This window comes from Paenibacillus sp. GCM10027628, assembly GCF_042676385.1.
Lineage (GTDB): Bacteria > Bacillota > Bacilli > Paenibacillales > NBRC-103111 > Paenibacillus_E.
Genome location: NZ_JBHTHA010000036.1, coordinates 95,435 through 122,410 on the forward strand (window position 1 = coordinate 95,435; position 26,976 = coordinate 122,410).

At 45.3% G+C, this 26,976-nt stretch carries 25 protein-coding genes; 5 read left to right on the top strand and 20 right to left on the bottom strand.

The window, feature by feature from the left end:
- Nucleotides 1-38: 38 nt before the first annotated feature.
- Together ACFQZT_RS23330 and ACFQZT_RS23335 are read right to left on the bottom strand one after the other, a co-directional pair.
- Nucleotides 39-1,217: an MFS transporter gene (locus ACFQZT_RS23330; protein ID WP_379303644.1), complete on the bottom strand. Its 1,179-nt coding sequence runs from the start codon at nucleotides 1,215-1,217 to the stop codon at nucleotides 39-41.
- Nucleotides 1,207-1,752 carry a hypothetical protein gene (locus ACFQZT_RS23335; protein WP_379303646.1) on the bottom strand — a complete coding sequence of 182 codons (546 nt, stop codon included), beginning with the start codon at nucleotides 1,750-1,752 and terminating at the stop codon, nucleotides 1,207-1,209. The genes ACFQZT_RS23330 and ACFQZT_RS23335 overlap by 11 nt, the downstream gene beginning before the upstream one ends.
- A 149-nt stretch (nucleotides 1,753-1,901) precedes the next feature.
- On the opposite strand from ACFQZT_RS23335, the gene ACFQZT_RS23340 reads away from it, so the two are divergent.
- Complete coding sequence (locus ACFQZT_RS23340) at nucleotides 1,902-3,017, top strand: aminopeptidase (RefSeq protein ID WP_379303647.1); 1,116 nt, start codon at nucleotides 1,902-1,904, stop codon at nucleotides 3,015-3,017.
- A 100-nt stretch (nucleotides 3,018-3,117) separates the two neighbouring features.
- Here ACFQZT_RS23340 and ACFQZT_RS23345 read toward each other — a convergent pair whose 3' ends face one another.
- From ACFQZT_RS23345 to ACFQZT_RS23380, 8 genes are all read right to left on the bottom strand, one after another.
- Nucleotides 3,118-3,555 (bottom strand): carboxymuconolactone decarboxylase family protein, encoded by a 438-nt coding sequence (locus ACFQZT_RS23345; protein WP_379303649.1) that lies wholly within the window; start codon nucleotides 3,553-3,555, stop codon nucleotides 3,118-3,120.
- Between the two features lie 79 nt (nucleotides 3,556-3,634).
- Entirely contained in the window at nucleotides 3,635-5,119 is a 1,485-nt protein-coding gene (locus tag ACFQZT_RS23350; RefSeq protein WP_379303651.1) for a L,D-transpeptidase family protein, read from the bottom strand.
- Between the two features lie 371 nt (nucleotides 5,120-5,490).
- Entirely contained in the window at nucleotides 5,491-5,988 is a 498-nt protein-coding gene (locus ACFQZT_RS23355) for a GNAT family N-acetyltransferase (protein ID WP_379303653.1), read from the bottom strand.
- Between the two features lie 152 nt (nucleotides 5,989-6,140).
- Nucleotides 6,141-6,470 (bottom strand): cytochrome o ubiquinol oxidase subunit IV, encoded by a 330-nt coding sequence (cyoD, locus tag ACFQZT_RS23360; protein WP_379303655.1) that lies wholly within the window; start codon nucleotides 6,468-6,470, stop codon nucleotides 6,141-6,143.
- Between the two features lies 1 nt (nucleotide 6,471).
- Nucleotides 6,472-7,083, bottom strand: coding sequence for a cytochrome o ubiquinol oxidase subunit III (cyoC, locus tag ACFQZT_RS23365; protein ID WP_379303657.1), 612 nt, complete (start codon nucleotides 7,081-7,083; stop codon nucleotides 6,472-6,474).
- Nucleotides 7,083-9,056 carry a cbb3-type cytochrome c oxidase subunit I gene (locus ACFQZT_RS23370; RefSeq protein WP_379303659.1) on the bottom strand — a complete coding sequence of 658 codons (1,974 nt, stop codon included), beginning with the start codon at nucleotides 9,054-9,056 and terminating at the stop codon, nucleotides 7,083-7,085. Before ACFQZT_RS23370 ends, cyoC begins: the two co-directional genes overlap by 1 nt.
- Before the next feature lie 25 nt (nucleotides 9,057-9,081).
- The gene (cyoA, locus tag ACFQZT_RS23375) at nucleotides 9,082-10,074 is read right to left on the bottom strand and encodes a ubiquinol oxidase subunit II (RefSeq protein WP_379303662.1); all 993 of its coding nucleotides are present in this window, start codon (nucleotides 10,072-10,074) and stop codon (nucleotides 9,082-9,084) included.
- 255 nt (nucleotides 10,075-10,329) lie between these two features.
- A complete protein-coding gene (locus ACFQZT_RS23380) occupies nucleotides 10,330-10,590 on the bottom strand; it encodes a hypothetical protein (protein WP_379303665.1) in 261 nt (86 codons plus the stop codon).
- A 242-nt stretch (nucleotides 10,591-10,832) separates the two neighbouring features.
- Between ACFQZT_RS23380 and ACFQZT_RS23385 the strand changes: the two genes are divergently transcribed.
- The 3 genes from ACFQZT_RS23385 (at nucleotide 10,833) to ACFQZT_RS23395 (ending at nucleotide 13,665) form a co-directional block, all read left to right on the top strand.
- Nucleotides 10,833-11,624, top strand: coding sequence for a DeoR/GlpR family DNA-binding transcription regulator (locus ACFQZT_RS23385; protein ID WP_379303667.1), 792 nt, complete (start codon nucleotides 10,833-10,835; stop codon nucleotides 11,622-11,624).
- A complete protein-coding gene (gene nagA, locus ACFQZT_RS23390) occupies nucleotides 11,617-12,762 on the top strand; it encodes an N-acetylglucosamine-6-phosphate deacetylase (RefSeq protein WP_379304187.1) in 1,146 nt (381 codons plus the stop codon). Before ACFQZT_RS23385 ends, nagA begins: the two co-directional genes overlap by 8 nt.
- A 150-nt stretch (nucleotides 12,763-12,912) precedes the next feature.
- The gene (locus tag ACFQZT_RS23395) at nucleotides 12,913-13,665 is read left to right on the top strand and encodes an MBL fold metallo-hydrolase (RefSeq protein WP_379303669.1); all 753 of its coding nucleotides are present in this window, start codon (nucleotides 12,913-12,915) and stop codon (nucleotides 13,663-13,665) included.
- A gap of 62 nt (nucleotides 13,666-13,727) precedes the next feature.
- Here the strand turns inward: ACFQZT_RS23395 and ACFQZT_RS23400 are convergent, their stop codons facing one another.
- The 7 genes from ACFQZT_RS23400 to ACFQZT_RS23430 form a co-directional block, all read right to left on the bottom strand.
- On the bottom strand, nucleotides 13,728-14,036 hold the full coding sequence (locus ACFQZT_RS23400) for a DUF4870 domain-containing protein (protein ID WP_379303671.1): 309 nt from the start codon (nucleotides 14,034-14,036) through the stop codon (nucleotides 13,728-13,730).
- Between the two features lie 92 nt (nucleotides 14,037-14,128).
- The gene (locus ACFQZT_RS23405; protein ID WP_379304189.1) at nucleotides 14,129-14,344 is read right to left on the bottom strand and encodes a helix-turn-helix domain-containing protein; all 216 of its coding nucleotides are present in this window, start codon (nucleotides 14,342-14,344) and stop codon (nucleotides 14,129-14,131) included.
- 38 nt (nucleotides 14,345-14,382) lie between these two features.
- On the bottom strand, nucleotides 14,383-15,369 hold the full coding sequence (locus ACFQZT_RS23410; protein ID WP_379303673.1) for an NAD-dependent epimerase/dehydratase family protein: 987 nt from the start codon (nucleotides 15,367-15,369) through the stop codon (nucleotides 14,383-14,385).
- Between the two features lie 94 nt (nucleotides 15,370-15,463).
- Nucleotides 15,464-16,624: an FAD-dependent oxidoreductase gene (locus ACFQZT_RS23415; protein WP_379303675.1), complete on the bottom strand. Its 1,161-nt coding sequence runs from the start codon at nucleotides 16,622-16,624 to the stop codon at nucleotides 15,464-15,466.
- 746 nt (nucleotides 16,625-17,370) lie between these two features.
- Nucleotides 17,371-18,027: a deoxynucleoside kinase gene (locus ACFQZT_RS23420; RefSeq protein ID WP_379303677.1), complete on the bottom strand. Its 657-nt coding sequence runs from the start codon at nucleotides 18,025-18,027 to the stop codon at nucleotides 17,371-17,373.
- A 116-nt stretch (nucleotides 18,028-18,143) separates the two neighbouring features.
- A complete protein-coding gene (locus ACFQZT_RS23425) occupies nucleotides 18,144-18,341 on the bottom strand; it encodes a DUF3900 domain-containing protein (RefSeq protein WP_379303679.1) in 198 nt (65 codons plus the stop codon).
- 312 nt (nucleotides 18,342-18,653) lie between these two features.
- Nucleotides 18,654-20,915 carry a PAS domain S-box protein gene (locus ACFQZT_RS23430; RefSeq protein WP_379303681.1) on the bottom strand — a complete coding sequence of 754 codons (2,262 nt, stop codon included), beginning with the start codon at nucleotides 20,913-20,915 and terminating at the stop codon, nucleotides 18,654-18,656.
- Between the two features lie 214 nt (nucleotides 20,916-21,129).
- Here ACFQZT_RS23430 and ACFQZT_RS23435 point away from each other — a divergent pair, with 214 nt between their 5' ends.
- Nucleotides 21,130-22,062, top strand: coding sequence for a zinc dependent phospholipase C family protein (locus tag ACFQZT_RS23435; RefSeq protein WP_379303683.1), 933 nt, complete (start codon nucleotides 21,130-21,132; stop codon nucleotides 22,060-22,062).
- On the opposite strand, the gene ACFQZT_RS23440 is transcribed toward ACFQZT_RS23435, so the two are convergent.
- The 3 genes from ACFQZT_RS23440 to ACFQZT_RS23450 form a co-directional block, all read right to left on the bottom strand.
- Nucleotides 22,059-23,753, bottom strand: coding sequence for a M3 family oligoendopeptidase (locus ACFQZT_RS23440; protein WP_379303685.1), 1,695 nt, complete (start codon nucleotides 23,751-23,753; stop codon nucleotides 22,059-22,061). The genes ACFQZT_RS23435 and ACFQZT_RS23440 overlap by 4 nt on opposite strands.
- Before the next feature lie 145 nt (nucleotides 23,754-23,898).
- Nucleotides 23,899-24,573, bottom strand: coding sequence for a uracil-DNA glycosylase (locus tag ACFQZT_RS23445; RefSeq protein WP_379303687.1), 675 nt, complete (start codon nucleotides 24,571-24,573; stop codon nucleotides 23,899-23,901).
- Nucleotides 24,574-24,591: 18 nt separating this feature from the next.
- A complete protein-coding gene (locus tag ACFQZT_RS23450) occupies nucleotides 24,592-26,874 on the bottom strand; it encodes a type IA DNA topoisomerase (RefSeq protein ID WP_379303689.1) in 2,283 nt (760 codons plus the stop codon).
- Nucleotides 26,875-26,976: the final 102 nt, after the last annotated feature.

Genomic DNA, 26,976 nt, shown 5'->3' on the forward strand with positions numbered 1-26,976 from the left:
CCTCATTTACTGCAAAAAAGAAAGACACTCTTCCCTTTTCAGGGTTCGAGTGTCTTTTGCCATGCTGCTTTTCGTTGAAAGGCAAAACCGGCAAGTGCGAATAAGAGATAAAAAATGCCCAGGAAGTAAAAGATGCTTTCAGCGCTAATATAGCGAATGCTGAGCCCGCCGATTAAAGGCCCTGCGATGCTGCCAACGCTGTACTGAATGGAGCCGATGACATTGGCTGTCGGCAGCAGATGTCTGGGAAGTATGTCGGCCGCATAGGCCAGCCCCAGTGAAAAGAACGAACCGACCATCCCCCCGGCTATCGCAAAAAGAATAGTGATTAACCATAAGTTGCTGCCGGCAAGTGGGAGGCTAAGGAAAGCCAAGGCGCCGATGGTCCCGGCTGACATCAGGATATTTTTTCGCCCGATACGGTCGCTCCAAATGCCTAATGGCAGCTGCATAACGAGGCTTCCGATACCGATCACAGGAAGCAGCAGTCCAATTTCCGCTTCTGTAAGGCCTTTACGAAGTCCATAGAGTGGAAAGTTACTGTTCATGGAAGACTCCATATATCCATAGAGAAGCGATGGAATTAAAGGAAACCAGGCCAAGGCATACGCCTTGGAAGCGCGTTTATGTACCGCTTCCCCTCTCTCCCCTTGCTCCGGACGATCATTTGGAAGTCGCAGCAGGCATGCGAGTACAATTAGAAAAAAGCCGCTCGTCAAAAGAAATGGAGCCCACATCCCGACTCTCAGAAGATTAATGCCGATAGGCCCCAGACTGAAGCCTAGCCCGTAAGCCATTCCATACAGCGAAATATTACGCCCCCTGTGCTCTTTAGGACTGGAGGATATGATCCATAGCTGAGTCGCATAATGCAAGGCGCTGTCACCTACGCCAACGATGATACGCAACACAAACCATAAGCCCATATGCTGCCAAGCAGGAAAAAGACATGTGGCAAAAGTGACCAGCACCATGCCCACTGTAATGACAGGCTTATACCCAAAGAGCCTTACCGGCTTTTCTATGAAGAACATAGTTGAAAAGATACCGATGTAAAGCCCCGCGGCATTGACGCCATTTGCGTCCGCGGATACGCCAGAGCGATCGAGCAGGATGGTCAGCAGCGGAAGCAGCAGACCCTGACTCATCCCGGCTACGATGATAACGAGGATTAGGATCAATAATCCGCCATTACTGATGCGTTGATTAAGAGCCATTCGATATCTCCGCGACTTCCCATCGCTCCGAGTATTCATGCAGCATCTCGTGAAGAGGAACTCCATATCGGGTGAAAATGACCAGACGCGCTTTCTTAATCCATTCCCTAAAAGACGGATAGGTCACGAACAGATTCACGTATCGGTCGCTCATCGCAACAAAATAAGGACCCGGGTACTTATCCGTTAGAAAGTTCAGTGAAGTATCCAGCGGGGTATATTTCTTCCGCTTTCCTTCCCAAGTATCAACTTCCAAATGTACAGCTGAATGTTGTGTTTGTTTTAATGAACTTTCCAATTGTTTCACTCGCGCATGATACGGCAATTCGCATGGGATCCCCATTCTGCGCAGTGTTTCTTCATGCTGCGGATAGAATATCGCACGTACGAACTTCCTCTCACTCGCCCATAAGGCTAATGCTTCAATATCCGCTTCCATCCAGTCCTCAAAAGTTTCAAAGTTAAGAAGCGTTCCCTTGCGAGCTTGAACAGGCGGCTCATACCCGAAAGGCACTTTGATTTGATCTCTGGCCATGAAGTCCTCCTCTTGTTGTATTGGTCTACACCGATTTACATTGTAGCATACCCGTGATCCGTCTACGAAATGCCGCTTTAATTCGCTTAGGGACTCAGAATGCGTTATACTTTGGTAGTAACTATATTCAAATGAGGGAGAACTTCCGTATGAGAGATCCAAGACTTCAAACATTCGCACGAAACATTATCCGCTACTCCGTGAGCCTTCAGCCCGGTGAGAAGATATTAATCGAAATGATCGGCGTTAAAGACCCTGAACTTGCCAAGTGCTTCATTGAAGAAGTGTATGCGGTGGGCGGAAAACCATTCATCGAGCTTCGCGAGCCTGCCATTCTGAGAAGCCTGCAAATGGGCGGCAGCGAAGAACAGTTCAAAGAATGGTCTGAATTCGAAATGGTTCGGATGAAACAAATGGATGCTTACGTCGCGGTACGCAGCGGAGATAACATTACGGAGACTTCCGATGTACCCGACGATCAAATGAAGCTTTACCTGAAGCATTTCCAGCGTCCATTGTTCGACGAGCGAATTAATAATACAAAATGGTGTGTCATGCGTTATCCGAACGCTTCAATGGCACAACTGGCCAGCAAAAGTACAGAAGCATTCGAAGATTTCTACTTTAATGTATGTAATCTCGATTACGGGAAAATGGCTGTTGCCATGGAATCGCTTGTCGATCTGATGAATCGTACGGATCGCGTTCGTCTTGTTTCCCCTGGAACAGACCTTACCTTCTCGATCAAAGGAATTGGAGCCGTACCTTGTTCCGGCCTTCGCAACATTCCCGACGGCGAAGTCTATACGGCACCTGTGAAAAATTCCGTTAACGGCATCATTAGTTACAACACACCTACCATCTACTCCGGTACCTCCTTCGAGAACATCGTTCTCCGTTTCGAGAATGGTCAAATTGTTGAAGCGACAAGTAACGATACGAAGAAACTGAACGAAATTCTGGATACAGATGCAGGTGCACGTTATATCGGTGAATTCGCGATTGGCGTCAATCCGCATATCAAGCATCCGATGAAGGATATTTTGTTCGATGAAAAAATTGACGGCAGCATCCATTTCACACCGGGTCAAGCTTATGAAACCGCGGATAATACGAACCGCTCTTCCGTACACTGGGATATGGTGTTAATTCAACGCCCTGAATATGGCGGAGGCGAAATTTACTTTGACGATGTACTGATTCGCAAAGACGGACGATTCGTCATTCCTGAGCTGGAGAAGTTGAATCCCGAGAATTTAATGTAGAGATACTCCTTTTTATTTATTTTATGTGGTTAATTAAAAAGCAGCTGCGGCATGCGGACGCAATCGTCCAGCATGCAGGCAGCTGCTTTTTAATAAGCCATTAGTTAGGCATCATACCGGTAGTGATCGCTAATCTGTTCCAACTATTAATGACATTAATAGCCATAAGAATTGCCGTAAATTGCTTTCCGTCAAAGTGACGTCTGGCCTCTTCATATACCGCTTGCGGAACTCCGGCTTCCGAAATACGCGTTACCGCTTCGGTAAGAGCCAGTACCGCTCGCTCCGCATCGGTATAGTATGGCGCTTCCCGCCAAGCGTTCAGCAAGTAGATGCGCTGTTCGGTTTCGCCTTGTGATCTTGCGTCTTGCGCATGCATGTTGAGGCAATAGGCGCAACCATTCATTTGGGATGCGCGCAATTTGATCAGCTCAAGCAAAGTTTTATCAATTCCGCTCCCTCTGACAAACTTCTCCAGCTTGAGCATCGCTTGGAAAGCTTCCGGGTATTCTTTCGTGTAATCCATTCTCAATGTCATATGAATTCCTCCTAAGTGAGCTTCATTTATTTGAGCTTCAGCCTTAAGACGAAATGCCTTTCTTGTTTGTGACACCAACTCAACCTAACCAATGAAAAATAATATTCTCTGGAGTTTGATTAATAATAGGTAGTGAAACTGGGATCATGAGTTGAGTATTTTCTACTGGGGCCAGCTCGGTTGGACCCCCTCCGGATGCCGCAATCTGAACTTCCGTACCTTTAGGGACGAACGCAAACAATTGTAAAATATCTCGATTCGTTAACCGAATGCAGCCTAGAGATTTATCGTTACCGATTGAACTTTCATCCAGTGTACCGTGGAGGGCGATCGCGCCTAGCCCTAAACCAGCATCGCCATAGCTTTGCTGATGTTTGCCTTTAGGATTCATCACCCGATCCTGTACGATAAAATCCCCAACCGGGGTACTTTCATTAGCGCCTAAACCAATTTGCTTGTCCCACAGCAAATGGGAGCCGCTAACGAGCTTCAGGCGATGCTCATCTTTGTTAATCAGGATATGCAGAGGTTCGTAGGGAACAGAATTTGCTCCAATGACGTTCGGATAGAACATTTGATCCACTTGAGCAGCTGACGGATGATAAACCCATCCCCCGCTTCCATCCCATTCAGCATGAATCTGATTGGACCCCGTTTCAGCTTCCAAGGGGATAAAACTTAAAAAGTTGTTAGGATAACTTTGTAAAAGCGATTCTAAGCTGGCCGGATTCATCCCAAAATCTTTGCGATAAGCTTCCAAGGCCGTCCTAACTAAATTAGCACCAATCGCACTGAGCGGCTGGTGCTTCTCATTTTGTCCATTCAAGAAACGAATTTTAACGGATCGATCGGAAGGTGGATGGTACTCAGCAATGACAATAGCGTTTTTTGTTAACTCATCGTTGGTCAGCAGCAGCGTTTTCCCCTGATTTCTAGCATCATTTGAGACAATGCCATAAATAATGATATTATGCTCAGGCATATCTGAGGCGAGTTCCAGGGCTTGCTTGTGCAGCGCCGACTCGATCGTATCCTTCTTCACATCCGGCTTCAAATACATGACATATGGCACGTCAACGGTCTCGTATGTGATATCCGTTCCCACAACCCACATCTTTAACGAAGATATCGTTTTATAAATGGGATGATCCCCGAAAAACAAGGTAACCAGCAGCAGATTGAGAACGAACAATACGATCAGTAGCGTTTTCATAAACGGCGGCAGCAGCTGTTTGCGCGGCTCAGCAAAAGAATCTGCCTCAACTGAAGCACGCTGAACTGCAGACTCTTGCTCCATATTATGGATTGCCCTGTTTGCTGCAGAGTAGAACGGTGACGGGTATGTTTTCAGTACTTCCTTATAATGAAACAGCGCCCTCTTACGGTTCCCTCGCAGTTGAAACTTTTGGCCCAGCTTAAAGTGCGCTTCCGGTGAATGGGCATCCAGGTAACGGATGACTTTCTCGTAATATTGCGGATCTGAAGGACTTATGTACAAATTCTTATTCAGGTGGATGAGATTCTCATCCAGATGGTTTCGAAATCGTTGGCTGCTTCGAATCATTCGGCTCCTCCCCGATCTATCCGTATAGGCTCGTCCAAAACTGTGATGAATGATACATTTTGTACCCCTGATACATAATGTATCATGACATCCGAACGTTGACAACTGTTTTGTTGTCCAGCGCATGAATCAAGTCCGTTTAGCACAAGCTGTACCGGTGGAGGTGATGAAGATGAGTGGAAGAAATAATAAGCCAAAGAACAATGGCCCTGCCAGCAGTCCATCTCGATTAGACCAATACGGAGACAGAGCCGTTCAGCACGAAAAGCAAGAATCCAAGCAACGTCAAGGTAATAAAAATAACTGTTAATGAAAAAAGTCTTGGGGACATTGTTCCTCCAAGACTTTCTCCCATGAAATTTTAACCCCTGTTAACTGAACGGATAATGCATAATGATTTGTTCGCCCTTCTCGACTTTCCTCCGAAGCCCTTTGTCGATAAAACCCGATTTCTCATAAAGCGTTCTCGCATACGGATTATTTTCATTAACAGCTAATACAATCTCATCCACTTCGCGAAAATGTGTTTTTACAAAATCAGGCAGAATACGTAACGTTTGTTTGGCATATCCCTTTCCTTGATGCTCATGATTCACTGAAAAAGCCCTCAGCAAAATCGCTCTGGGATTGCTGGTGAACGGACTGATGTTCTCCCCCACATGCAGCACGAAAAACCCGCTTGCAACGTTGCCGGTTAAAATGACGATAGGGTGCCGATCCTTATCGCTCTCACACATATGAAGCGCCAATGCAGGCGTAGCTGTGAATTTTAATTGCTCATCCGTTAAATAAAAATTTTCGAGCGTCTCACGATACTTTTCTTGATAAAAAGCTAGTTCGATATATTTAGTATGTAGTTGTTCATTCATCAATGTAATTATCACCTCAAATGGAATCTTTCCAAATTATAACATAGGAGCATATGTTCTGTGAATGTATATTTAATATCGCTAAAGAAACAAAAAAGCTGCTGACACATTTCATGTCAACAGCCTAGAAGTTTAACCATTTTGATTTCGAATTAATGAGCGACCTGATTGTAAGTCATAATCCAGATCGAACCGGCGACAATCGTCAGCAAGATAACCAGGCCGAAAACGAGCGCCATGATGTTCCAGCGCGCGTTCTCGCCCTCCTTCACATGCATGAAGAAGAACAGTTGCACGCCGAATTGCAGTACCGCCATGAGCAAAATCAAAATCAATGTACCTGTTTTGCCGAGCATATGATTCATAACCGCAACTAATGGAATAATCGTCAAGACAATGGATAGGACGAACCCGATGATATATGACTTCAGCGATCCGTGAGACGCATGCGCATCATGAGAACCTGCTTTGGATTGACTCATCCTACATCACCCCCATCAAATAGACAACCGTAAAGACGAAAATCCAAACGACATCAAGAAAGTGCCAGTAAAGCGAAATGATTTCAACTTTGCGTTTCGTCACCGCTGTAATGCCTCTGCGGTTTAATTGAAGGATCAAACCGATCATCCAAACTAAACCAACAGAAACGTGCAATCCGTGCGTGCCAACCAGTGTAAAAAATGCAGAGAGAAACGCACTTGTACTAATTGTCGCATTCTCATGCAACACCATGTTAATAAACTCCGTCAGCTCTAGACCGATAAACGAAGCCCCAAGCAGGACAGTTACGATCAGCCAGCCGATCAGTTGCTTTTTGTTTCCTTTATGCATGCCAAGAACCGCGAGACCGCTCGTAAAGCTGCTTGTCAGCAAGATAAACGTCTCGGCTATGATGCCGGGCATTTTGAACAATTCTTCCGGGGTTGGTCCCCCATTCGTGTTCTGGTGAAGCACCATATACGTAGCAAACAAAGAGCCGAATAAGATACAGTCTGTAATCAGGAAAATCCAGAATCCGAACGTCTTGAGAGATTCGTGCTCATGTTCATGATCGTGCGCATGGTGTTCGGAATGAGCCGCAGCATGTGCCATTAAACTTTCGCCCCTTTCCATGCAGCTTCAGTTTGTTCGATTTCATCAACCGGAATGTAATAATCCGTATCATAAGAGAACGAGCGTGCAATCATACATAGAGCAACGCCGATCATCGCAGGTATCGCCAGCCACAACCAGTTCCAGACAAAGCCGAATCCTGCAAAAAACCATAGAGACGACATGATAAAAGGAATTGCCGAATTTTTAGGCATATGAATCGGTTCGTAATGGACAGGCGCTTCCTTCGCTCCCGCGGTGCCATGCTTTTGCTTTTGGTCCCACCAGTGATCCACATCTTTAACATGCGGAAGCACGGCGAAGTTATAGATCGGTACCGGAGAAGGAATCGACCATTCGAGTGTTCTTCCGTCCCAAGGGTCGCCCGTCACGTCACGCTCTCTGAACTTAATGCTGTGTGCAATTTGCCAAACTTGGAAAAGGAAACCGATCCCCATCAAGAATCCGCCAACGGTAGAAACAAGGTTCAGCGGTCCCCAGCCCATATCCCAGCTGTACGTGTACGTACGGCGTGTCATTCCGTCTAAGCCTAAGAAATATTGCGGCATGAAACAAACGTAGAAACCGATGTTCCACAGCCAGAATGCCCATTTGCCCAGATGCTCGTTCAGCTTGAATCCGAACATTTTTGGCCACCAGTAATACAATCCGGCAAAATAACCAAATGCAACGCCGCCAATCAAAACTTGGTGGAAATGCGCAATTAAGAAATAGCTGTTATGGAACTGGAAGTCGGCTGGAGCTACAGATAGCAATACCCCAGTCATCCCGCCAACTACGAAACAAGGAATAAATGCAATCGTCCACAACATCGGCGTCGAGAACTTAATTCGCCCTCTGAACATCGTGAACAACCAGTTAAACACTTTAACTCCGGTCGGAATCGCAATCGCCATCGTCGATATCGCGAAGAATACGTTGACATCGGCGCCAGAACCCATTGTAAAGAAGTGATGTGCCCAAGTGAAGAATGACAGCAAGCTAATGATTAGCATCGCGAATACCATGGATTTGTAACCGAACAATTTCTTCTTGGAGAAGGTCGCCACAATTTCAGAAAATATCCCGAAGGCTGGTACAACAACGATGTAAACCTCAGGATGTCCCCACATCCAAATCAGGTTGATGTACATCATCGGATTGCCTCCGCCATCCAGGGTAAAGAAGTGCGCCCCAAGGAAGCGATCCAGGAACAACAGAGCCAGAGTAATCGTTAAAATTGGGAAAGCGAAAATAATCATAATGCAGCTGGAAAATACAGACCAAGTGAACATCGGCATTTTCATCATACTCATACCCGGTGTCCGCATTTTTATGATCGTAACAATAAAGTTGATCCCGGTTGCCAAACTACCGATACCGGAAATTTGAATACCCCAGATGTAGAAATTCTCACCGACTCCCGGGCTATGCGACATCTCGGACAATGGCGGGTATGAGAGCCAGCCGGCGTCTGGAGATCCGCCGATCACGAACGATACGTTGAACAGCATCGCACCCCAGAAAAACATCCAGAAACTGAGTGAGTTTAAAAATGGATAGGCGACATCACGTGCGCCGATTTGCAAGGGAACTACAATGTTAAATAAACCGAACATAAGCGGCATCGCCATGAAGAGAATCATGATAACGCCATGCGTTGTAAAGATTTGATTATAGTGCTCCGCTTGTAAGAATTGGTTATTCGGCATAGCAAGCTGCAAGCGCATCAGCAGAGCATCCACACCGCCGCGGAACAGCATCAGAATGGAACAAATGATATACATGATGCCAATCCGTTTATGATCGACGCTTGTTAACCATTCGCGCCAGAGCCAGCCCCATTTTTTGAAAAAAGTAAGCACGAACACCATGGCAACCATGGCAAGTCCAATGCTGACTTGCGCACCCAGGATCATCGGATCGCCCGTGACGAAGAACTCGGATGCAAATTGTTTGATTGTATCCAGCATAGCAAATCTTCCTTTCATGAAGACGTCAATTATGATTGTGCATTGAACCGTGATCCATCGGCGCTTTATAGTCCGGCTGTTGAGGTTTCTTGACCTCATCCACTACCGCGTCTGTAGACTTCTGCATGGATTTCATTCCGCCATGACCAGTATGGATCATTTGTCCCTTTTGATATTTGGTCACGATATATTGAAACAATCCATCAGGGATCGAGGAAAACGATTGTACGCCTGATTTACCCGGCTGTGCCAAGGCTTCGTAACTCTCCATCGTGAGCTTTTGAGGAGACTGCTTTGTCTTTGCGACCCAAGCATCGAAATCAGCTTGTGTAGTCGTATTCACATCAAAGGTCATATCCGCGAAATGCTCACCGCTGAAGTTCGCACCCGTTCCGAAATAATGCCCAACCTCATCGGCTTGCAGGTACAGCGTCATCGCCATACCGGACATCGTATAGATTTGTCCGCCTAATTGCGGAATCCAGAAAGAGTTCATCGGCGCATCGGATGTCAGCTCGAATTTAATGGGTGTATTTTCTGGAATTTGTAAGTAATTAACCGTTGCAATACCTTGTTCCGGGTATGTAAACAGCCATTTCCAGTCAAGTGAAGTTACTTGCACGGTTACCGGTTTCTTATCGGATTGAATGACTTTGGAGGGTTCTAAAGCATATGTGTACTTTACCGTAATCACCCCAAGGGTAAGAATAACCACAATGGGAATGCCCCACCAAATAGCTTCTAAAGAATTGCTATGCGACCAATTCGGACGATACGAGGCTTTGTTGCCTTCTTTATCCCGATAGCGCCATACGATCCAAGCTGTCAGCGCCAGTACGGGTATCAGAATAATACCGCACAGCACCGAAGAGGTGACGATCAAGTCTCTTTGACTTGCTCCGACTGGACCCTTTGGATCAAACACCATCACCTTGTCGCTGCAGCCGCTCAATAACATGATGAAGGTTATCGCTATCAGCGGTAACGCAGCTTGTACGAACTTTCTCTTTTTCACCATACTGATCCTCCCTATCCATACATTAAGTAAGCATGATTTTTCGTTGTAGTTTTCATATCTACTCTCAAGATAGCAAATTCAAATCAAAAGTACACTGCCGCATACAGGACTTAACAAATACGTCAAAGGATCGACGTTAACCTGTAAAACAAATGTCACAGAACGTTTGTTGACTAATATGAAAATGTATGAAAAACATAAAAAGTCCTTTAAGTTTTTCACTTAAAGGACTAGTTTTCATCATTTTAACCTACATTATTCTTCTTTTGCATTTATTCTTGAGTGTACCAAATGAATGGCGGTGCGAATGACATAAATGAAGACACTGCCGACCATGAAACCAATTCCTACCATCAGGGATATGTTGCGGTCACTAAAATGATTTATGCTGAATAAGCTTAAAATTAACCCAATGCCCAGCAACGTCCATGCTGCAGCCGTCATCATCTTTACCAATGGCATCACATCGCGCTCGCTGCGGTCTGTACTGCTCGTCGAAACTGTTCTTGTCGCCATGAGAATCACTCCAAACATTAATGTAAGTGCTTTTATAAATCTAGTATACCACACTTTCGCGATTTTGTTCATATTTTATTCACACGTTGATCAAAATTTGGACAAATATTTGTCCATTTATATTTTCTTAGCTTTAATGCTTATCATTTCACCTCTTTCAGCGAAACATACTTACACTTGCTTATAAAAATCTTCCAATTACTTATAATTTGGATTATACTTACTTACAAGAGGTGATTTTCATGTTTCAAGAGGAGCGATTGCTGAAAATTCTTGCTTATTTGAATCAACACCATGCCATGAGTGTCATGGATATCTGCAACCAATTTGACGTATCCAGAGATACGGCGCGCAGAGATATTGTCCGTTTAGTGGAAGAAGGCGTGGTTATTCGAACTCACGGAGGGCTGGCCTTACCTAAATTGCAAAAGGAAATAGCCTCCTACCAGGATCGCTTGATTGATGAATCCGATAGCAAAAGAAAAATCGGAAAAATTGGCGCAAAACTGATTCAAGATCATGAAACTGTCATTTTAGACGTTTCCACCACTGTTCAATCTGTTGCTGAACAAATGAACGCTAAAAATATTACAGTGGTCACTCACTCCATCGATAATGTAGAGATTTTATCCAGAAAGGATGATCTTCGAATTTATGTTCTCGGCGGCTACTTACATACCAAACACCGACTGCTCCATGGTTCCTCCGTCATCGACAAACTTGCCGAGATGCGCGCCGATAGAGCATTTATAGGTGCTACTTCCATTCAGTACGATGGACTCTACTATCCTTATGAAGAAGACTCCCGTGTTAAAAAAGAGATGGCCCGCAGATCCGATCAGGTGATTGTCGTTGCCGATTCCACCAAGTTCGCCAGCAAGTCTTTTTACCGATTAGATTTTGATTATGTGGATATTTTGATCACAGATCAAGAAGTGCCAAGCGAAATTAAAGAAGTCCTGGATCAAAAAAATATTGCGATCATTCTTTGCCAAGAAAATAACCGACAAGAGGAGAAGTATAATGATGACTGATAAAATTTTGCAGCATCTACAAGTTGTTCTGCCAGATCGCATAATCCCATCAGCCACGATCTGGATCAAAGATGGTAAAATCGGGAGAATAGAACCTGGAAACCCTCCTATTGCAAAAGGTGAGTATGAATGGATTGATGGTCAAGGTCAGTTGCTGATTCCGGGAATGATAGATGTTCATATTCACGGTGCCAACGGGTTTGACATGATGGATGGCGATGAAACGAGTATTCAAGAGGTTTCGCGGGCATGCGCGCTGGCGGGGTGCACTTCGTTTCTGGTCACCTCAGTCAGTTCTACTATCGAAGACCTTCTCCGGATGATTCGCAGCGTAAAGCACGTAATTGGACGTGAAGTTGGAGCTAAGATTGCAGGTATTCATTTAGAGGGACCTTATTTGAACCCGCGTCGAAAAGGCATGCAAAATGAAAAATTTTTACGGCACCCCGATATGGAAGAAATGAAAGAGATTTTTCAAGAAGCGGGCACACTGATTAAAATGGTTACCATCGCACCGGAACTGCCTGGGGGTATGGAACTCATCGACTTTTTAAAAAATCAGGATGTTATTATAGCGGTCGCGCATTCCGATGCTACATATGAGGAAGCAAAACAAGCTTTTGCTGCCGGAGCGAGTCATGTTACGCATTGTTTTAATGGCATGCGCCCAATTCATCACCGTGATCCGGGGCTGGTTGTGGCCGCATTTGAAGAAGAACATGTAAGTCTCCAAGCTATTGTGGACCAGGTCCATCTCCACCCTGCTATTGTTCGGATGATGCATCGATTGAAAGGACCTGAAGGCATGGTCCTAATAACAGACGCGTTGCAAGCAATGGGACTTGGGGATGGAAGCTATCTATTTGGCGGCCATCATGTAACGGTCTCGAAAGGCGTTGCGCGGCTGGAAGACGGTACGTTAGCCTCCAGTACGGTGACCATGAATGAAGCTTTACGCTTAACCGTTGAAGCTGGAATTTCCTTGACGGATGCCGTACAAATGGCTTCAACTACGCCTGCCCGCATTCTTAATCTTACTAGCAAAGGTATGATATCAACCGGTTTTGATGCGGATCTGGTACTCTTAGATGAAAACTTTCAAGTTCAACTGACGATGATTAACGGTCAAATTGTTTGATGAACAAGATAGAAAACTTGGAAAAATTCATCAAAGAATTGTAACTTGACATTTTACTCATTTTATGTTATAATAAAATATTTAATTGACATTCAAGATTCCATTTGATTATGATATCTCTTAGACTCGATCAAATGGAGGTAATTGTAAATGAAAATTGCAAACGGTATCGAAATGCTGGAAATTTCCGCTCCTGTGATGGGAGGCATTGATGTTGTTTACCCTACCCTTCTTTGGGATGATCACGAGGCGGTATTAGTGGATACCGGATATCCTGGATTGGTGTCCCAAATCAAAGATGCGATCGAGCAAGCCGGCGTTTCGTTCGACCACTTAACTAAAATCATCATTTCACACCAAGATTTAGACCACATCGGAAGCCTGCCTGGTCTTTTAAGCGAAGCCGTAGCACCGATTGAAGTCCTTGCCAACGAAATCGAGAAACCATATATTCAAGGCGAGAAAATGCTTATAAAAGTGACCCCGCAAGCGATTGATAAAGCTGTCGCATCTTTACCGGATCACGTTTCACCCGAATGGCGGAGCGCTTTCAGAAAAACATTGGAGAATCCACCTCAGGCACCCGTTGACCGAATTCTGAAAGAAGGACAAGAACTGGCTATTTCAGGAGGCATCGTTGTTATCGATACGCCGGGTCACACGCCTGGCCACATCAGCCTTTATCACAAGAATAGCAAAACATTGATCGCGGCTGACGCTCTGATCGTTAAAGATGGCCAACTGTTCGGCCCCTATCCACCCTACTGTGTGGATTATGACTTAGCTTTGGCATCCCTCCACAAATTCAGAGAATTTGATATTGAAACCGTGATTTGCTATCACGGGGGCTTATACAGGGATCAAGTCAATAAACGCATTGCAGAAATAGCCATAGGAAATTAAAAAACAAAAAAGCAGAGGGCTTCAAGCTAAACCTCTCTGCTTTTCTTTTTCAATCGTTTCCTTTATTTCAACAATGTATACGAGCCAATAATCGGTAACGGCTTGACTTGCCCTTGCGCTGCCGCCACAATGCCTAGAATTGCGAGGATACAAACCGCCAAATTAGCTAAAGGCAGCAATAGCCACCCAATAATGGGGACGAAACCAAGAATAACATTCACCAACACCGCTGTAAGAAATAGCGTCAGCCCTTGATTCGTGTGGTACATGGCGAATTTTGATTCTTTTGCAACCAGAAGCGGCACGAAAAACAAAATGTACGCAATAATCGCCGCTCCTTTGTTATTCTGAATATCCGTGACGTCATACATGGGCTTCACCTCTTTATCCAATAGTCGTTACCTATTTCATTATATTCGGTTCGGCCCATGTATTCTGTTAGTTTTCGAACTTTTCGAAAAATTTATCGGGTTGGTTTCCACTCGTATAATTGTTTGACGTCACAGCCGATGACTTCCGAGATATGAATAGCTGCTTTTAGTGGCATGATTCTTTTATTATCCATATAATCTTGCAGCTTTTCCGGTTTGTACATCAATATGCGTGCAAGATCATCCTTATCCATTCCGGATTCGATCAGCCTCTCGTTCAGCAAACACCGGCCAAGCTCATCTTTCATTATCAAATTTCATTCACCCCAATACTACATGCTAAATACTACAACGCCCGCTCACGCCATCGGCGAAGAAGTTCCGTTTCTCTGCCTGCTTCCATCCCCGCTTTACGATTCATGTCCGCCGGACGACTTAGATCCCACGCTAATGTATCTCGAACCGTCTCAAGCAGCGGTCTGGTCGTTAAACCAGTCTCTATAGCTTTCGTATTATCTATACCGAACATACCCACCAGGCTATCGCTTCGTATCCATAACGGCAGCTCGATCCACTCACCTACATCTTCTTCCACTAAAAAAGATTCAGAAACCCAAGTACACGTGGTCCGAAGTTCACTTGCTTGCCCGCATGTCTGGATGAGTTCTTCCATCGTATAGCTGCTGCCACTGGCATGAATAGTACCAACAATTTTCTGTTCCACCAGCCGCACAATCCATGATGCCAAATCTCTTACATCAATGAATTGCAAGTTGCGTTGTTTCGGCAGCGGAACCAATGCCTCCCCGCCCCGATTAAGCCGAGATGGCCAGTAAGTGAAGCGGTCTGATGCGTCATAGGGGCCTACAATTAGCCCAGGACGGATATTAAGCGTTCGACCTGGCATCACTGTTTCAACCGCTTGCTCACAAAGCGCTTTCAAAGCACCATAATGCTGTGCGACGTCTTCGGTGCTTTCATCATCGAGCTTTGCCACAGGTGCACTTTCGTTCACATTCATTTGACGAAGGTCTTCATAAACTGAAATGCTGGAAATGAACGTATAGTGATCGACCTGATCCTTAAGCAATTGTGCCGAAGCACTTACGAGGCGAGGAACAAATCCGCTCGTATCGATGACAGCATCCCAGTGGCGGCCTTGCAATCGAACAAGATCACCATCCCTGTTCCCAATGATGTGCTCAACTTGGGGAAATGCGCTCGCATCATGCTGACCGCGGTGGAAAAGAGTAATTTCATGGCCTTGCTCCAACGCGGTATGGGTAATCGCTCTTCCAAGGAACTTCGTGCCTCCTAGAATAAGAAGTTTCATGAATAGACCTCCAAACAATAAAATAATAACGTAAAATAATATTATTACGTAAACGATTTATTGTAAATAAAAATTTTACGCTAATTTTCATTGTTTACATGTTTGTATCAAGCAGCCAATGCAGCCGGTTCATCTGGTGCCTATCCGGCATCCAGCTCAGCACTTGATTACGTAATGCCATGGCCAAAGGATGATCTAATTGCACCATGCGGCCCATTTTGCGTGATTGCCTAACTATTCGGCTTGTGCGTGGTATCCGTTTTTGTTCATACAAATGCAAGCCTTGAATATCGTCAATATTACCGGTTAAACATTGTGCGAGAATAAGCGCATCCTCCATAGCTTGTGCGCCTCCCTGACCTAAATTAGGCAGCATCGGATGCGCGGCGTCACCGAGTAAAGTAATTCTGCCTTGACTCCATCGCTCAAGAGGTTTGCGATCATAAATATCGTGATTTAGAATCGCAGCATCCTCCGTCGCCTGAATGACAACTTCAATAGGCGCGTACCACCCTTTAAAATTACGCAGTAGTTCAGCCTTCATTTGATCTTGCGGAATTCGTTGTGTCGCAGGCGCATTGATTGCCGCAAACCAGAAGATTCGGTTCTGCCCCAAATGCGAATAGCCAAAGCGTTTGCCACGCCCCCACGCTTCGAATCCTCCGCCTTCCTCAGGGACATATCGCTTATTTTCGTAAGTTGTAACACCTCTGTAGGCTGTAAATCCTGAATAACGAAGTTCGGACTCGCCAAACAGTATACTTCTTATGGAAGAATGAATACCATCTGCGCCAATCAAAATAGTTCCTGATTCTTCGGTACCATCCTCAAATTTAGCAATTACGGCCCCTTCTTTTTGTTCTGTCCCTATGAGTTTCTTATTAAATTTCAACTTCGTATTATCAGCCAAGCTTCGATACAAAATGGACTGGAGAGAAGCGCGATGAATTAAGTAGCTGTACGTCCCATATTTCTCAGCTAGTTTATGTGTTGGCAAAGAGGTGATCAACTTCCCGCTCCATGTTCTTATTTCTGCTATACCTACCTTAGCTCCTTCCTCCCGAACTAATGACGCCACGCCCAATCGTTCCAAGACCCCCATCGCATTTGCCGCCAGCACGATCCCAGCGCCAAATTCCGAAAGTTCCGGCTTTTTCTCGAATAAAACCACTTCCCATCCTTGCTGTTGCAGCATAACTGCAACACATAAACCGCCGATTCCCGCTCCAATAACCAGCGCTTTTTTCTCGCTCATATGCGCAAATTCCTCGTTTCTTCCACCCATGAAAGCAGACTATTTTTATTCACTTTATCATAAACTATACATGACAAAAACTCCCAAACCGAAGTCAGGGAGCTGCTTTATGTGAGTGATGTTTATTTCGCTGCCAAGTTCGGCTGCACTTCCACCATTTCTAAATTTGAAAAGGAACGACTTAATTTGATCATTTTCTCCGTAGCCTCTAATTTAGTTAGCGGGGAACATAATGGCTTCCCTTTGTAACATATGACGTACAACAAGATCGACCACCCCTACTCATAAACAATATTATTATCCGATACACTTTGTATCATACAATATTTAGGAAATCTTTGCAACAAAAAAAGATATATACCAACATATTATGATAAATACGATGCTGATGTTCAGGACTTTTGTACCTGATGGCGAATTGGGTCTAATGGCGTTTATTTTTTTAAATTTTCTGAATATAATTGATATATATACTGAAAAGGCTTACAATAAAGTGAATAGGAAGACAAAGCTGTGTGAAGGGTGATGATGGTGATGAATAATTATCCAAACACTGCAACGGGCTTCGTGAATGGCATTATGTTAAGCGCCTTCATATGGATATGTGTATTTACTGTATGTTGGTTTATTCGACTCTTTTAAGGTTACGAAGCCACTTTCAAGCGGCTTCTTTTTTTGGACTTCAAAGAAGACAAGCCGCTCTTTCCATTTGGAAGGGACGGCTTGTCTTGTGGTTCGATCTTATTTTACACGATACTTAATTCTTTAAGCTTCAAACGGACATTTTCAACTACATCCGCTGCATCGGCGGCACGGTTCACGACATCTACGCGATCCATATCGACAATCAGCACCTCGGAGGCGTGATAATGATTCATTACCCAATCGTCATATCCAGACCATAGAAGCCGATAATAATCGACTAACGATTGATCTTGCTCGAAGCTGCGTCCGCGCAGCCCGATGCGGTACATGACCGTTTCAAACGATGCTTTTAGATAAACCATTAAATCCGGCGCTTTTTTAGGCAACTCGGCAAGCTCAGACATCATGTTATCGGCAAGACCCTCATACACATCGAATTCCAACTGGCTAATCCGACCCAATTCTCGGTTTACCTTGGCAAAGTACCAATCCTCGTAAATGCTTCGATCCAGCACGTTGCGATTATGTACCAAAGCTTGCTTTATCGATTTAAAACGCGTATTCAAAAAGTGCAATTGAAGCAGAAACGGATACCGTTTCTTCTCGATTTCTTCCGGTGTAGACGTATAAAACAAAGGTAAGATCGGATTATCATCCACACTTTCATAAAATACATCCGAATTCAATTCTTGCCCGAGCAACGTGGCTACTGACGTTTTACCAAGCCCGATCATTCCCCCAACCACAATCACAGCCATTGACCCCTTTCCCCTTCTGCCCATCCATATTAACCAACAGTCAATTCTTGCAAAGCTCCCCTATTATACAAGGAAATCCAAACCGTGGGAACCCTATAATTTGATCAATTTGATCCCTAGCCTTCTACCTCTTCTTTCGTAATTCGTTCGATCACAGCGTGCAGATCATCCGGATGATGCAAAATTTCTGGCATGCATGGCTCATATTCTACATATTTAAGGAAATCCTCAAAGTATCGGGCATGTGAAAAAAATGCAATCGTGTGCGTGACGACCTGCGTTCTCATGCTGTCTCTAGTAATGACATGATACATGCAAACATAAAAACAACAGAGGTGTAAAGATGATCTACGGAACTATATTACTTGAATCTGATACTGAGCTGTTCATCGCAGCACTAACACAAACACCTGTTTACGTTTGGTCACTAGACCCTCTCGGCGTCTATTATCAAGTAGATTCAGGTTTTATCGTCAAATATACACCCGATGAAGTAAGAATACACAGCGATCGTGAAGAGAATGGACATGTACCGCGATGGTACTCCAGAGATACGACTGAACTCAGCATTCGTTCATAACAAAACGAAACCGCCAGCGCCTGCTTGAAGCAGACTGGCGGTTTTTTCATTCTCCTTCAGAAGGAGATGTCTCCAATCGGGCTACATCCTGATGTTCAATCGGCAACAACACGTCGATCATGGTACCTTTACCAATTGTACTTTGAATGTGCATCGTCCCCTTATGGGCTTCCACAATCTTGAAACACATCATCAGACCGAGCCCGGTCCCTTTCTCCTTTGTCGTATAGAATGGTTCTCCCAACTGTTTCAATCTCTCCTCCGGAATGCCGCAGCCGTTATCCGTTGTGCGAACGAGAATATGATCATTCCCATGCATCGCGACCGTAATCCGAATGTGTCCATCCTTGGGAATCGCTTCAATCGCATTTTTAACCAAATTAATAAACAACTGTTTCAAATGCATTTCCGAACAAACAATTTCCGGGAGGTCCGTCTCAAATTCCAGAAGGAGTTCCGCGTTGCAAAGGACGGCTTGAGTTTCAAGTAGAGCCATTACCGTCTGCAAAATGTCTCTCAGATTACTCCGTTTATAGTGAATCGCTTCCGGTTTTGCAATAACGAGGAATTCACTAACAATGAAATTAATGCGATCAAGCTCCGAGAGCATAATGTCAAAATAATGCTGCTTACCCTTCATATCGCTCTGCAGCAGCTGAAGAAAGCCGCGCAACGAGGTAAGCGGGTTGCGGATTTCATGCGCGAGCCCAGCCGCCAATTGGCCGGCCACCGAGAGCTTGTCGGATTTGCGCAGCAGCTCCTCCGTGCGTTTGCGCTCTGTAATATCCCGCGCAATACCCGCGAAACCGATGATGTCGCCTTTTTCGTTCTTGATCGGCGTCTTGGTCAAGCTCACGTGAACCAGTTGGCCGTCTTTACGCTGCCGCACGGTCTCAAGGCCTGAGATTTGCTTCCCGGCCCTCAGCATATCGTAGATTTCTTTGCGTTGCTCTTCCATGAAATCCGGGTATATAGGCAATCGCTGATCCTTCAACTCTTCCTGCTTCCACCCGAATACGTGCTCGTATGCGGCATTCACCGAAATAACTCTCGCCCTCAGATCGAGCACACAGATCGCATCGGTTGTATTATTGATAAAAGATTCCAGCAGCTCTTTGGTTTCCCTGAGCTCCGTTTCCATTTGTTTACGTTCTGTAATATCCACGCAGGAACCGATTACTTCAATCACTTTGCCTTGTTCAAGAATCGGCCGCAAGGAAGTTAAATAGGTAATTCCGCGGAATGTTGCTTCATAGATCACATTTTCTTCACCGTTCCAAGCTCTTCGGTAATACTTTTCAATATTTGCCGCCATGTAAAACGGCCAAATTTCATATAACCCATTGCCAATAATGTGAGATGGTTTGTACCCGAGCCGATATAGCAGTTCCCCATCGCACAGCGTGTGTATAAATTTCCCCCTCATCTGTCTAAACTTCATCGTCATGCCTTGCTGTCTTCGAACCGTATCATGAAGGTCCTGCTGAGCGATTCGCAGCTGTTCTCGATCTTTGTTATGCTGGGTAATGTCTCTGGCAATGATATACATGCCTTCCATAATGTCATTCACAATGATGGGCACATTTTTAAGCCCGAGAATGATGGTATCGCCATTTTTATGTCTTACGCTAAGCATATAATTATCCGCTTCTTGAAAGATAAGGCTATGGGCTGACGACGCCCCACCGCTCGTCTTGTTCCCCCAAAAGCGTTGGATGGAATGGCCGACCATCTCCATTTCCATGAAACCAAGAATCCTTTCCATGGCAGGATTAATGCTTTTGACCACACCGTTTAAATCACAGGTCAGGATGCCTGCGGGGTTATGCTCGATCAGAGACTTGTACCGCTGCTCGCTTTCGGCCAGCTTGCGTTCCATGTCCGTTCCTCGTGAGATGTCCCTGTAATGAGCAACGAAGTACAAAGGAACACCTGTCACATCACGGACAAGAGACATGCTGCATTCAACCCATACAGCCTTGCCCGACTTATGATTGAATCTTGTTTCAAGTTGAAAGGAACCTAATTTACCAGAGAGCAATTGTTCCATAAGCGCAAACTGTTTCTCATGGTCTTCCAGCAAAGAAATGCGATGAATTTCGGTATATAGCAGCTCTTGGCTGGAATATCCTGTAAGGGCGCTAAAATAATTATTCATTTTTATCCAGAAGCCATTTGGTGAAATCAATGCCATCCCGATCGCAGCGAAATCGAAGGCCGCGCCAAAACTCGGCTCCATATCCGTAATGAGCTTCTGAATATGGTCTGGATATTCACCTTTCTTCCAGTACAGCGGCTTATTCATCATTGTTCCCTATCTCCCATCTTCAAAAACATTTGATGGTTTCCATCACCGTTTGTTGAATTCGACGATTAGCATATTATTCCTGCCTTAGGAACAGTTGGATTAGAAATTATGCACGAAATGTGCCCTCATTGTCGAAGTTTGTGGTAGAATGTAACGGGCTGACGAAGCCTCTTTTTCTCTCAAAACACGAAGTTTATGCTAAGGAGTGACGGCTATGCCTAATATATGGACACACCTCATCTTCGGTCAAGAGCTGCTGACTCAGATGGGGCATCAACACGTTCTGAATGATAAACAGTTGCGTCAAGTTTTCTCGTTGGGCTGTCAAGGACCTGATTTTTTGTTTTATCATAACTTTCTGCCTTGGCAGAAGGATAAGCGGCTTAATCAGCTTGGCAGTCGCATGCATACCGATGCTTGCGGTCCTTTTTTGCTTGAACTTATAGGTCAAGTACAGGGAAGAGGCTTGTACAATCCGGCAGTCATGTATGTGCTTGGCTTCCTAACCCATCACATTTTGGATCGAAATATGCACCCCTACGTCTTTTACAAATCAGGCTTTAAAAAATGGAACCACCAACGCTTTGAAATTATTATGGACACCATCATCGTTAAGCAGAAACGGGGACTTCAAACATGGAAAACACCGGTATGGAAAGAAATTTACGTTGGTGATGCATTTCCGCTTGGCATCGTACCCGCTCTCGCGCATGCAGCTTCTCTTCATTACCCCGATATTGCTGCAAGTTTGACAGAAAATGATTGGAATGATGCTTATCGTGATATGATCCGCGCGCAGCGTTTATTTCATGATCCGAAAGGATTCAAACGCGTGTTGACCCTCGGTCAGATCGCACCTCTTGTCTATACTAAAAAACCGGCTCCGCTCGATTATATGAACGAAGCCAAGGAGGTATGGAACTGTCCCACATCATTAGAAGAAACTTACACGTTCAGCGTATGGGACTTATGGGATATTGCCATCGAAGACGGACAAACCGTCCTGCAGGCTGCAATAGAAGCACTGCAAAACGGTCTCCCCTCTCATTTAGAAGCGCTGCAAGACGTTCTTGGGAACCGTTCCTATGAAACAGGGAAGCCATGCGAGAGTGGACTGGAAATCGTCCATGTACAACCGATCATTTAAAGTTTGGTATCATCCACCTGATCGAGCCATGCTTCGATATGTCCGATTACGGAAGCGACGCAGCCTTCCTTGAATGGAGAAATGAGATCAGCAACGCCAACCAGCTCCGTAAATGATTGACTTCCGCCCTTCTTGCACAGTCGCAGGTAATCCTGCCAAGCTTGCTCCGGATGCTCGTTAGCCCGTTTCCAGAATTGCAACGCACAAACCTGAGCAAGCGTATAGTCGATGTAATAGAACGGGCTTTTGAAAATATGCGGCTGTTGCTGCCAGAAGCCCCCTCTTTCCAGATACGCCTGGTCATCGTATACGCGATGCGGCAAATATTTACGCTCAATCTCGCGCCATACTTGCTTGCGCTCAGTTGGAGTCAGCTCCGGCTGTTCATAAACTCTGTGTTGAAATTCATCGACCCCAACGCCATAAGGAATGAACAACAGCGATTCGCTTAGATGTTTGAATTTATACTTGTCGGTTTCTTCTTCAAAAAATAACTCCATCCACGGCCATACAAGAAATTCCATACTCATCGAATGAATTTCACAAGCTTCCAGCGTTGGGAATATGTATTCAGGCACTTGGTATTCACGACTGCTGTAGCCTTGGAACGCATGGCCCACTTCATGGGTCAAAACATCGATATCCCCTGACGTTCCATTGAAGTTGGAAAAGATGAACGGCGCTTTATATTTACTTATATAGGAGCAATATCCGCCTACTCGCTTGCCTTTCTTCGCGACAAGATCCATTAAACCATTCTCAGTCATAAACGTATAAAACTCGTTCGTTTCGGGAGAAAGCTCTGCATACATCTTGCGGGCTTGTTCTACAATCCACTCTGCATCGCCCTTAGGTTCGGCATTTCCCGTCGCGAAGCCATATTTATCATCATAATAGTGTAGAGCATCTACGCCGATTCTGGATCTTTGACGCTCCTTCAGCTTTGTTGCGGCAGGCACGATATGTTCCAGCACCTGCTTACGAAATGCTTCTACGCCTTTAGCATCATAGTCAGAGCGATTCAAACGAATATAAGCTAGTTCTACAAAGTTGTTAAAGCCAAGCTTTCGGGCTATTTCAGTGCGAATTTTCACCAGTTTGTCGTAGAGCTCATCCAGCTTCGCTTCATTTTCCTCGAAGAATTTATATTTTATATCATTCGCATCTTTGCGCACAGATCGGTCCGTCGATAACTGAAAAGGCACTAATTGCGACAGATTGCGTTCTTCGCCCTCAAACATCAATTTGGCCGAAGCAAGCAGCTTGGAATATTCGCTAGCCAGCTTATTTTCCTGTACCAAATCTTCGACAATTTCAGGTGCAAACGTTTTCAAGGAAAGCTCCGCAATCGTGAACAGTTGTTTGCCCCATTTGGCTTCGAGCTCGCTGCGGTAAGTAGAATGGACCAGTGCACGATAATAATTCGTAATCAACCCTTGATAGAGGGGTTCAATTTCATCGAGAAACTCCTGCTCCGCCTTATAAAATTCATCTGTCGTATCAATCGTATGCCGAATTCGTGCAATCGCTTCCATCGACTCGTGCTCGCCACGCAAGCTGACGATCGCTTCCATCGCCTTATCCTGCTCCGAGAAAGAGCTTGCTTGCTCAAAACGTTCAAGCAGACTGTTAAATTGCTTTTCGAAAGCGGTAAAGCCAGGTCTCTCATAAACAAAGTCTTGGAATTTCATGTGTTACGCCTCCTTATGATAACGGTCAAATAAATTTAACCATTGGTACATATTTACTTTACAATAAGTTGAGTAGGTTGGAAATATGAGAGTAACGAAAAATGCGGGATTTTTTTGAAGTAAAAAGTGAAAATTTTTACACGCTTTATATGTTCGGAATCTGCCAATCAATTTCAGAGCTGCCAAGCTCACGAAGATACTTATTGGCTCTTGAAAATGGCTTGCTTCCAAAAAATCCGCGATAAGCCGACAGCGGACTCGGATGTGGCGATTTGATGATCCGATGTTTGTCCGTATCGATTCGTTTTTGTTTGGCTTGTGCATGGCTGCCCCATAACAGAAAAACGATCGGCTGCTCTCTTTCGCTTAACGTTTGAATGATAGCATCTGTAAAGCGCTCCCAGCCTTTATCTTTATGGGAATTCGGCGTATCCTCGCGCACCGTAAGCACGGTATTCAGCATGAGAACACCCTGTTCCGCCCATTTGACAAGGTACCCGTTATTAGGGATGTAGCAGCCTAAATCCGTGTGCAGTTCTTTATACATATTTTGCAAGGATGGCGGTGTGGGGATGCCCGGCTTGACGGAAAAGCTGAGGCCATGGGCTTGGCCTCTTCCGTGATATGGGTCCTGTCCCAAAATAACCACCTTGGTATCGGCATAACCAGTCAAATGAAGCGCGTTAAAAATATCATCCTTTTGGGGATAAATAACGTTGGCCTGATATTCATCCGCAAGAAATTGTTGCAGCTCCATGTAATATGGCTTTTCAAGCTCCGCTTCTAACAAGGCGGACCAATCATTCTTAAAAATATGCATATGCCTCTCCCTTTAGTGTTACTCTATCTCCGTTCCAAGTTCCCCGGTGTTAGGATCTTTAAGGACTATGCGCCCGTCTACCGATGTACCGTCGGCCAGTACCAGCTTGAGCTTGGCTGTTTTCCCTTTTTGAACAAGCGCTTGAATTTGTGTATCCGTCAGACTTCGTCCGAAGCTTTCTTTCCAGATTACGAACTTACAGCCTTCCTTATAATGCGAGCAGCCATAACCTTTACGTCCCATGAACAGAGTTCCTCCGCAGCCGGGACGCGGGCACGTTGCTAGGTGGCTTGGTGAGCTAGCAGGCTGTTTGGCAGCAGCTTGTGTTTTTCGGCTAGAATCCGTTGCGCCGGTTCCTGCGGTCTCTTCAACCGGCTTTTTCCGTGCTGTTGAGGCAGCACTTGATTTACCCGACCCGCGTTTTCCGCCTTGAGCCGCCGGCGTTTCTCCTTCGAAAGCCGTCTTCGAAGCTCTGGGCTGCACGCGCACTTTATTCACGATCAGCGTGGCGAATTTTTTGACATTCTGCATAAACTGCTCGTCCGATGCCGCGCCTCTGGAGATTTCGTTCAGTCTCCGCTCCCATTGTCCCGTCATTTCCGGTGAGGTTAGAAGCTCGATGCCTGCGCCGCGTATCAATTCAACAGCCATGCGCCCTTTCTGTGTGAGGACGATTTTCTTGCCCTGCATATCCACATAACCGACCTTTTTCAATCGTTCGATCGTGGCCGCACGGGTCGCCGGGGTACCAAGACCGGAGTCCTTCATCGCATCGCGCAGCTCCTCGTCCTCAATCTGCTTGCCTGCGCTTTCCATGGCTTTGAGCAGCGTACCTTCCGTGAAATGCTTAGGCGGCTGCGTATCCTTTTCCTTGACGACCGCATCGCTGCAAATGACGCCGCTTTGCGGATCCACAGAGAAGGGTTCGTTCACTTCTACTTCTTCTTCCTCCTCTTCTTCCTTGTCTTTGCCTTTAGCGCTTTTGGGCTTTTCTTTTTTCTGATCGGCGTAAATGATTTTCCACCCTAGTTGCAGCAGCTCTTTAACTGTCGTTTTAAACATTTCCTGCTCGGCTTCCGTCATGACCGTATGCATTTTGTATTCCGCCGGCGGATAAAACTGCGATAAGAAGCGTCTAACGATCAAATCATACAATTTCTGTTCATCCGGTGTGAGCCCGGTCGCTTTACGGTTCGTCGGAAGAATGGCATGGTGATCTTCGACCTTACTCGGGTTGCAAATGGATTTATTATTTTTATGCACCAGATTGCGGTTGGCTCCTTGTACAAGCTCGTTGTAGGCCGTTCCTTGCAGAGCCGAAAGCGATCTGTGCATTTCCGGTATATTTTGCTCAGTTACATAGTTGGAATTGGTCCTTGGATATGAAATAACTTTATGCTTTTCATAGAGTGCTTGCGCTGTATCCAGCGTCTTTTTGGCGGAAAAACCGAATTTTCCATTCGCTTCCCGCTGCAGCAGCGTCAAATCATAAAGCTTGAACGGATACTCTTTCGTATCCTTCACTTCATAGGAAACAATCCGCGCCGGCTTCCCTTTTACTTTGGCGGCCAGCGCCTCGACCTTCTCCCGGTCGGTCATACGTTCTCCCTGCCACATCCCCTTATAGGTCGTGTCGCCTTGGGTGAAGTAACCTTCCAGCTCGAAAAACTTCAAGGAAGAGAAAGCTTCAATCTGCTTCTGGCGGTCATAAATAAGCGCAAGCACTGGAGTTTGTACCCGTCCTACGGACAGAAGCACATTGTGCTTGGTTGTAAAAGCGCGCGAGCCGTTCATTCCGATAAGCCAGTCCGCTTCACTGCGCGATCTGGCTGCACGCGTCAAATTTTCGTATTCAACGCCGTCTTTCATCGTTTCAAATCCGGTACGGATCGTCTCCGAGGTTAAATCGGAAATCCAAAGCCGTTTGACCGGATGCTGCAGTCCAAGATGTCTTTGAATCAACGAAAAGATATGCTGTCCTTCTCGCCCGGCGTCGCAAGCATTAACGAGCTTGTCGCATTTTTTGGCGAGCTCCGCGATGACTTTCAACTGATCATAGGTGCGCGGATTGGGAACAAGCTTAAACGCATCAGGAATAATCGGCAGATGATCGATGCTCCATTTTTTATATTTAACATCGTATTGATCAGGCTCAGCCAGTTCGATCAAATGACCGATCGCCCAAGTGATGATGTAGGATTCACCTTCCAGATAGGAACGTTTATTGACGGCTTTGGGTTCGATGGCGGACGCAATATTGCGGCCCATATCGGGTTTTTCAGCGATTACTAAAGTTTTCACAAACATACCTCATGTCGAATTTTGCTGTATTCTTTCATGCTCAACTATCTTCTATTCGCTTTTGAAATGCAAAATTCCTCTTTCAAAAATGAATGGACTCAG

Bases quoted from the DNA above. Each gene is read 5' to 3' on its own strand.
- ACFQZT_RS23415 (WP_379303675.1), bottom strand. From the start codon at position 16,624: ATGAGCGAGAAAAAAGCGCTGGTTATTGGAGCGGGAATCGGCGGTTTA.
- ACFQZT_RS23400 (WP_379303671.1), bottom strand. From the start codon at position 14,036: ATGTATGACGTCACGGATATTCAGAATAACAAAGGAGCGGCGATTATT.
- cyoA (WP_379303662.1), bottom strand. From the start codon at position 10,074: ATGGTGAAAAAGAGAAAGTTCGTACAAGCTGCGTTACCGCTGATAGCG.
- ACFQZT_RS23395 (WP_379303669.1), top strand. From the start codon at position 12,913: ATGAAAATTGCAAACGGTATCGAAATGCTGGAAATTTCCGCTCCTGTG.
- ACFQZT_RS23335 (WP_379303646.1), bottom strand. From the start codon at position 1,752: ATGGCCAGAGATCAAATCAAAGTGCCTTTCGGGTATGAGCCGCCTGTT.
- ACFQZT_RS23340 (WP_379303647.1), top strand. From the start codon at position 1,902: ATGAGAGATCCAAGACTTCAAACATTCGCACGAAACATTATCCGCTAC.
- ACFQZT_RS23405 (WP_379304189.1), bottom strand. From the start codon at position 14,344: ATGAAAGATGAGCTTGGCCGGTGTTTGCTGAACGAGAGGCTGATCGAA.
- ACFQZT_RS23435 (WP_379303683.1), top strand. From the start codon at position 21,130: ATGCCTAATATATGGACACACCTCATCTTCGGTCAAGAGCTGCTGACT.
- ACFQZT_RS23380 (WP_379303665.1), bottom strand. From the start codon at position 10,590: ATGGCGACAAGAACAGTTTCGACGAGCAGTACAGACCGCAGCGAGCGC.
- ACFQZT_RS23355 (WP_379303653.1), bottom strand. From the start codon at position 5,988: ATGAATGAACAACTACATACTAAATATATCGAACTAGCTTTTTATCAA.
- ACFQZT_RS23430 (WP_379303681.1), bottom strand. From the start codon at position 20,915: ATGATGAATAAGCCGCTGTACTGGAAGAAAGGTGAATATCCAGACCAT.
- nagA (WP_379304187.1), top strand. From the start codon at position 11,617: ATGACTGATAAAATTTTGCAGCATCTACAAGTTGTTCTGCCAGATCGC.
- cyoD (WP_379303655.1), bottom strand. From the start codon at position 6,470: ATGAGTCAATCCAAAGCAGGTTCTCATGATGCGCATGCGTCTCACGGA.
- ACFQZT_RS23425 (WP_379303679.1), bottom strand. From the start codon at position 18,341: ATGTATCATGTCATTACTAGAGACAGCATGAGAACGCAGGTCGTCACG.
- ACFQZT_RS23445 (WP_379303687.1), bottom strand. From the start codon at position 24,573: ATGCATATTTTTAAGAATGATTGGTCCGCCTTGTTAGAAGCGGAGCTT.
- ACFQZT_RS23410 (WP_379303673.1), bottom strand. From the start codon at position 15,369: ATGAAACTTCTTATTCTAGGAGGCACGAAGTTCCTTGGAAGAGCGATT.
- ACFQZT_RS23345 (WP_379303649.1), bottom strand. From the start codon at position 3,555: ATGACATTGAGAATGGATTACACGAAAGAATACCCGGAAGCTTTCCAA.
- ACFQZT_RS23385 (WP_379303667.1), top strand. From the start codon at position 10,833: ATGTTTCAAGAGGAGCGATTGCTGAAAATTCTTGCTTATTTGAATCAA.
- ACFQZT_RS23420 (WP_379303677.1), bottom strand. From the start codon at position 18,027: ATGGCTGTGATTGTGGTTGGGGGAATGATCGGGCTTGGTAAAACGTCA.
- ACFQZT_RS23330 (WP_379303644.1), bottom strand. From the start codon at position 1,217: ATGGCTCTTAATCAACGCATCAGTAATGGCGGATTATTGATCCTAATC.
- cyoC (WP_379303657.1), bottom strand. From the start codon at position 7,083: ATGGCACATGCTGCGGCTCATTCCGAACACCATGCGCACGATCATGAA.
- ACFQZT_RS23350 (WP_379303651.1), bottom strand. From the start codon at position 5,119: ATGATTCGAAGCAGCCAACGATTTCGAAACCATCTGGATGAGAATCTC.
- ACFQZT_RS23370 (WP_379303659.1), bottom strand. From the start codon at position 9,056: ATGCTGGATACAATCAAACAATTTGCATCCGAGTTCTTCGTCACGGGC.
- ACFQZT_RS23440 (WP_379303685.1), bottom strand. From the start codon at position 23,753: ATGAAATTCCAAGACTTTGTTTATGAGAGACCTGGCTTTACCGCTTTC.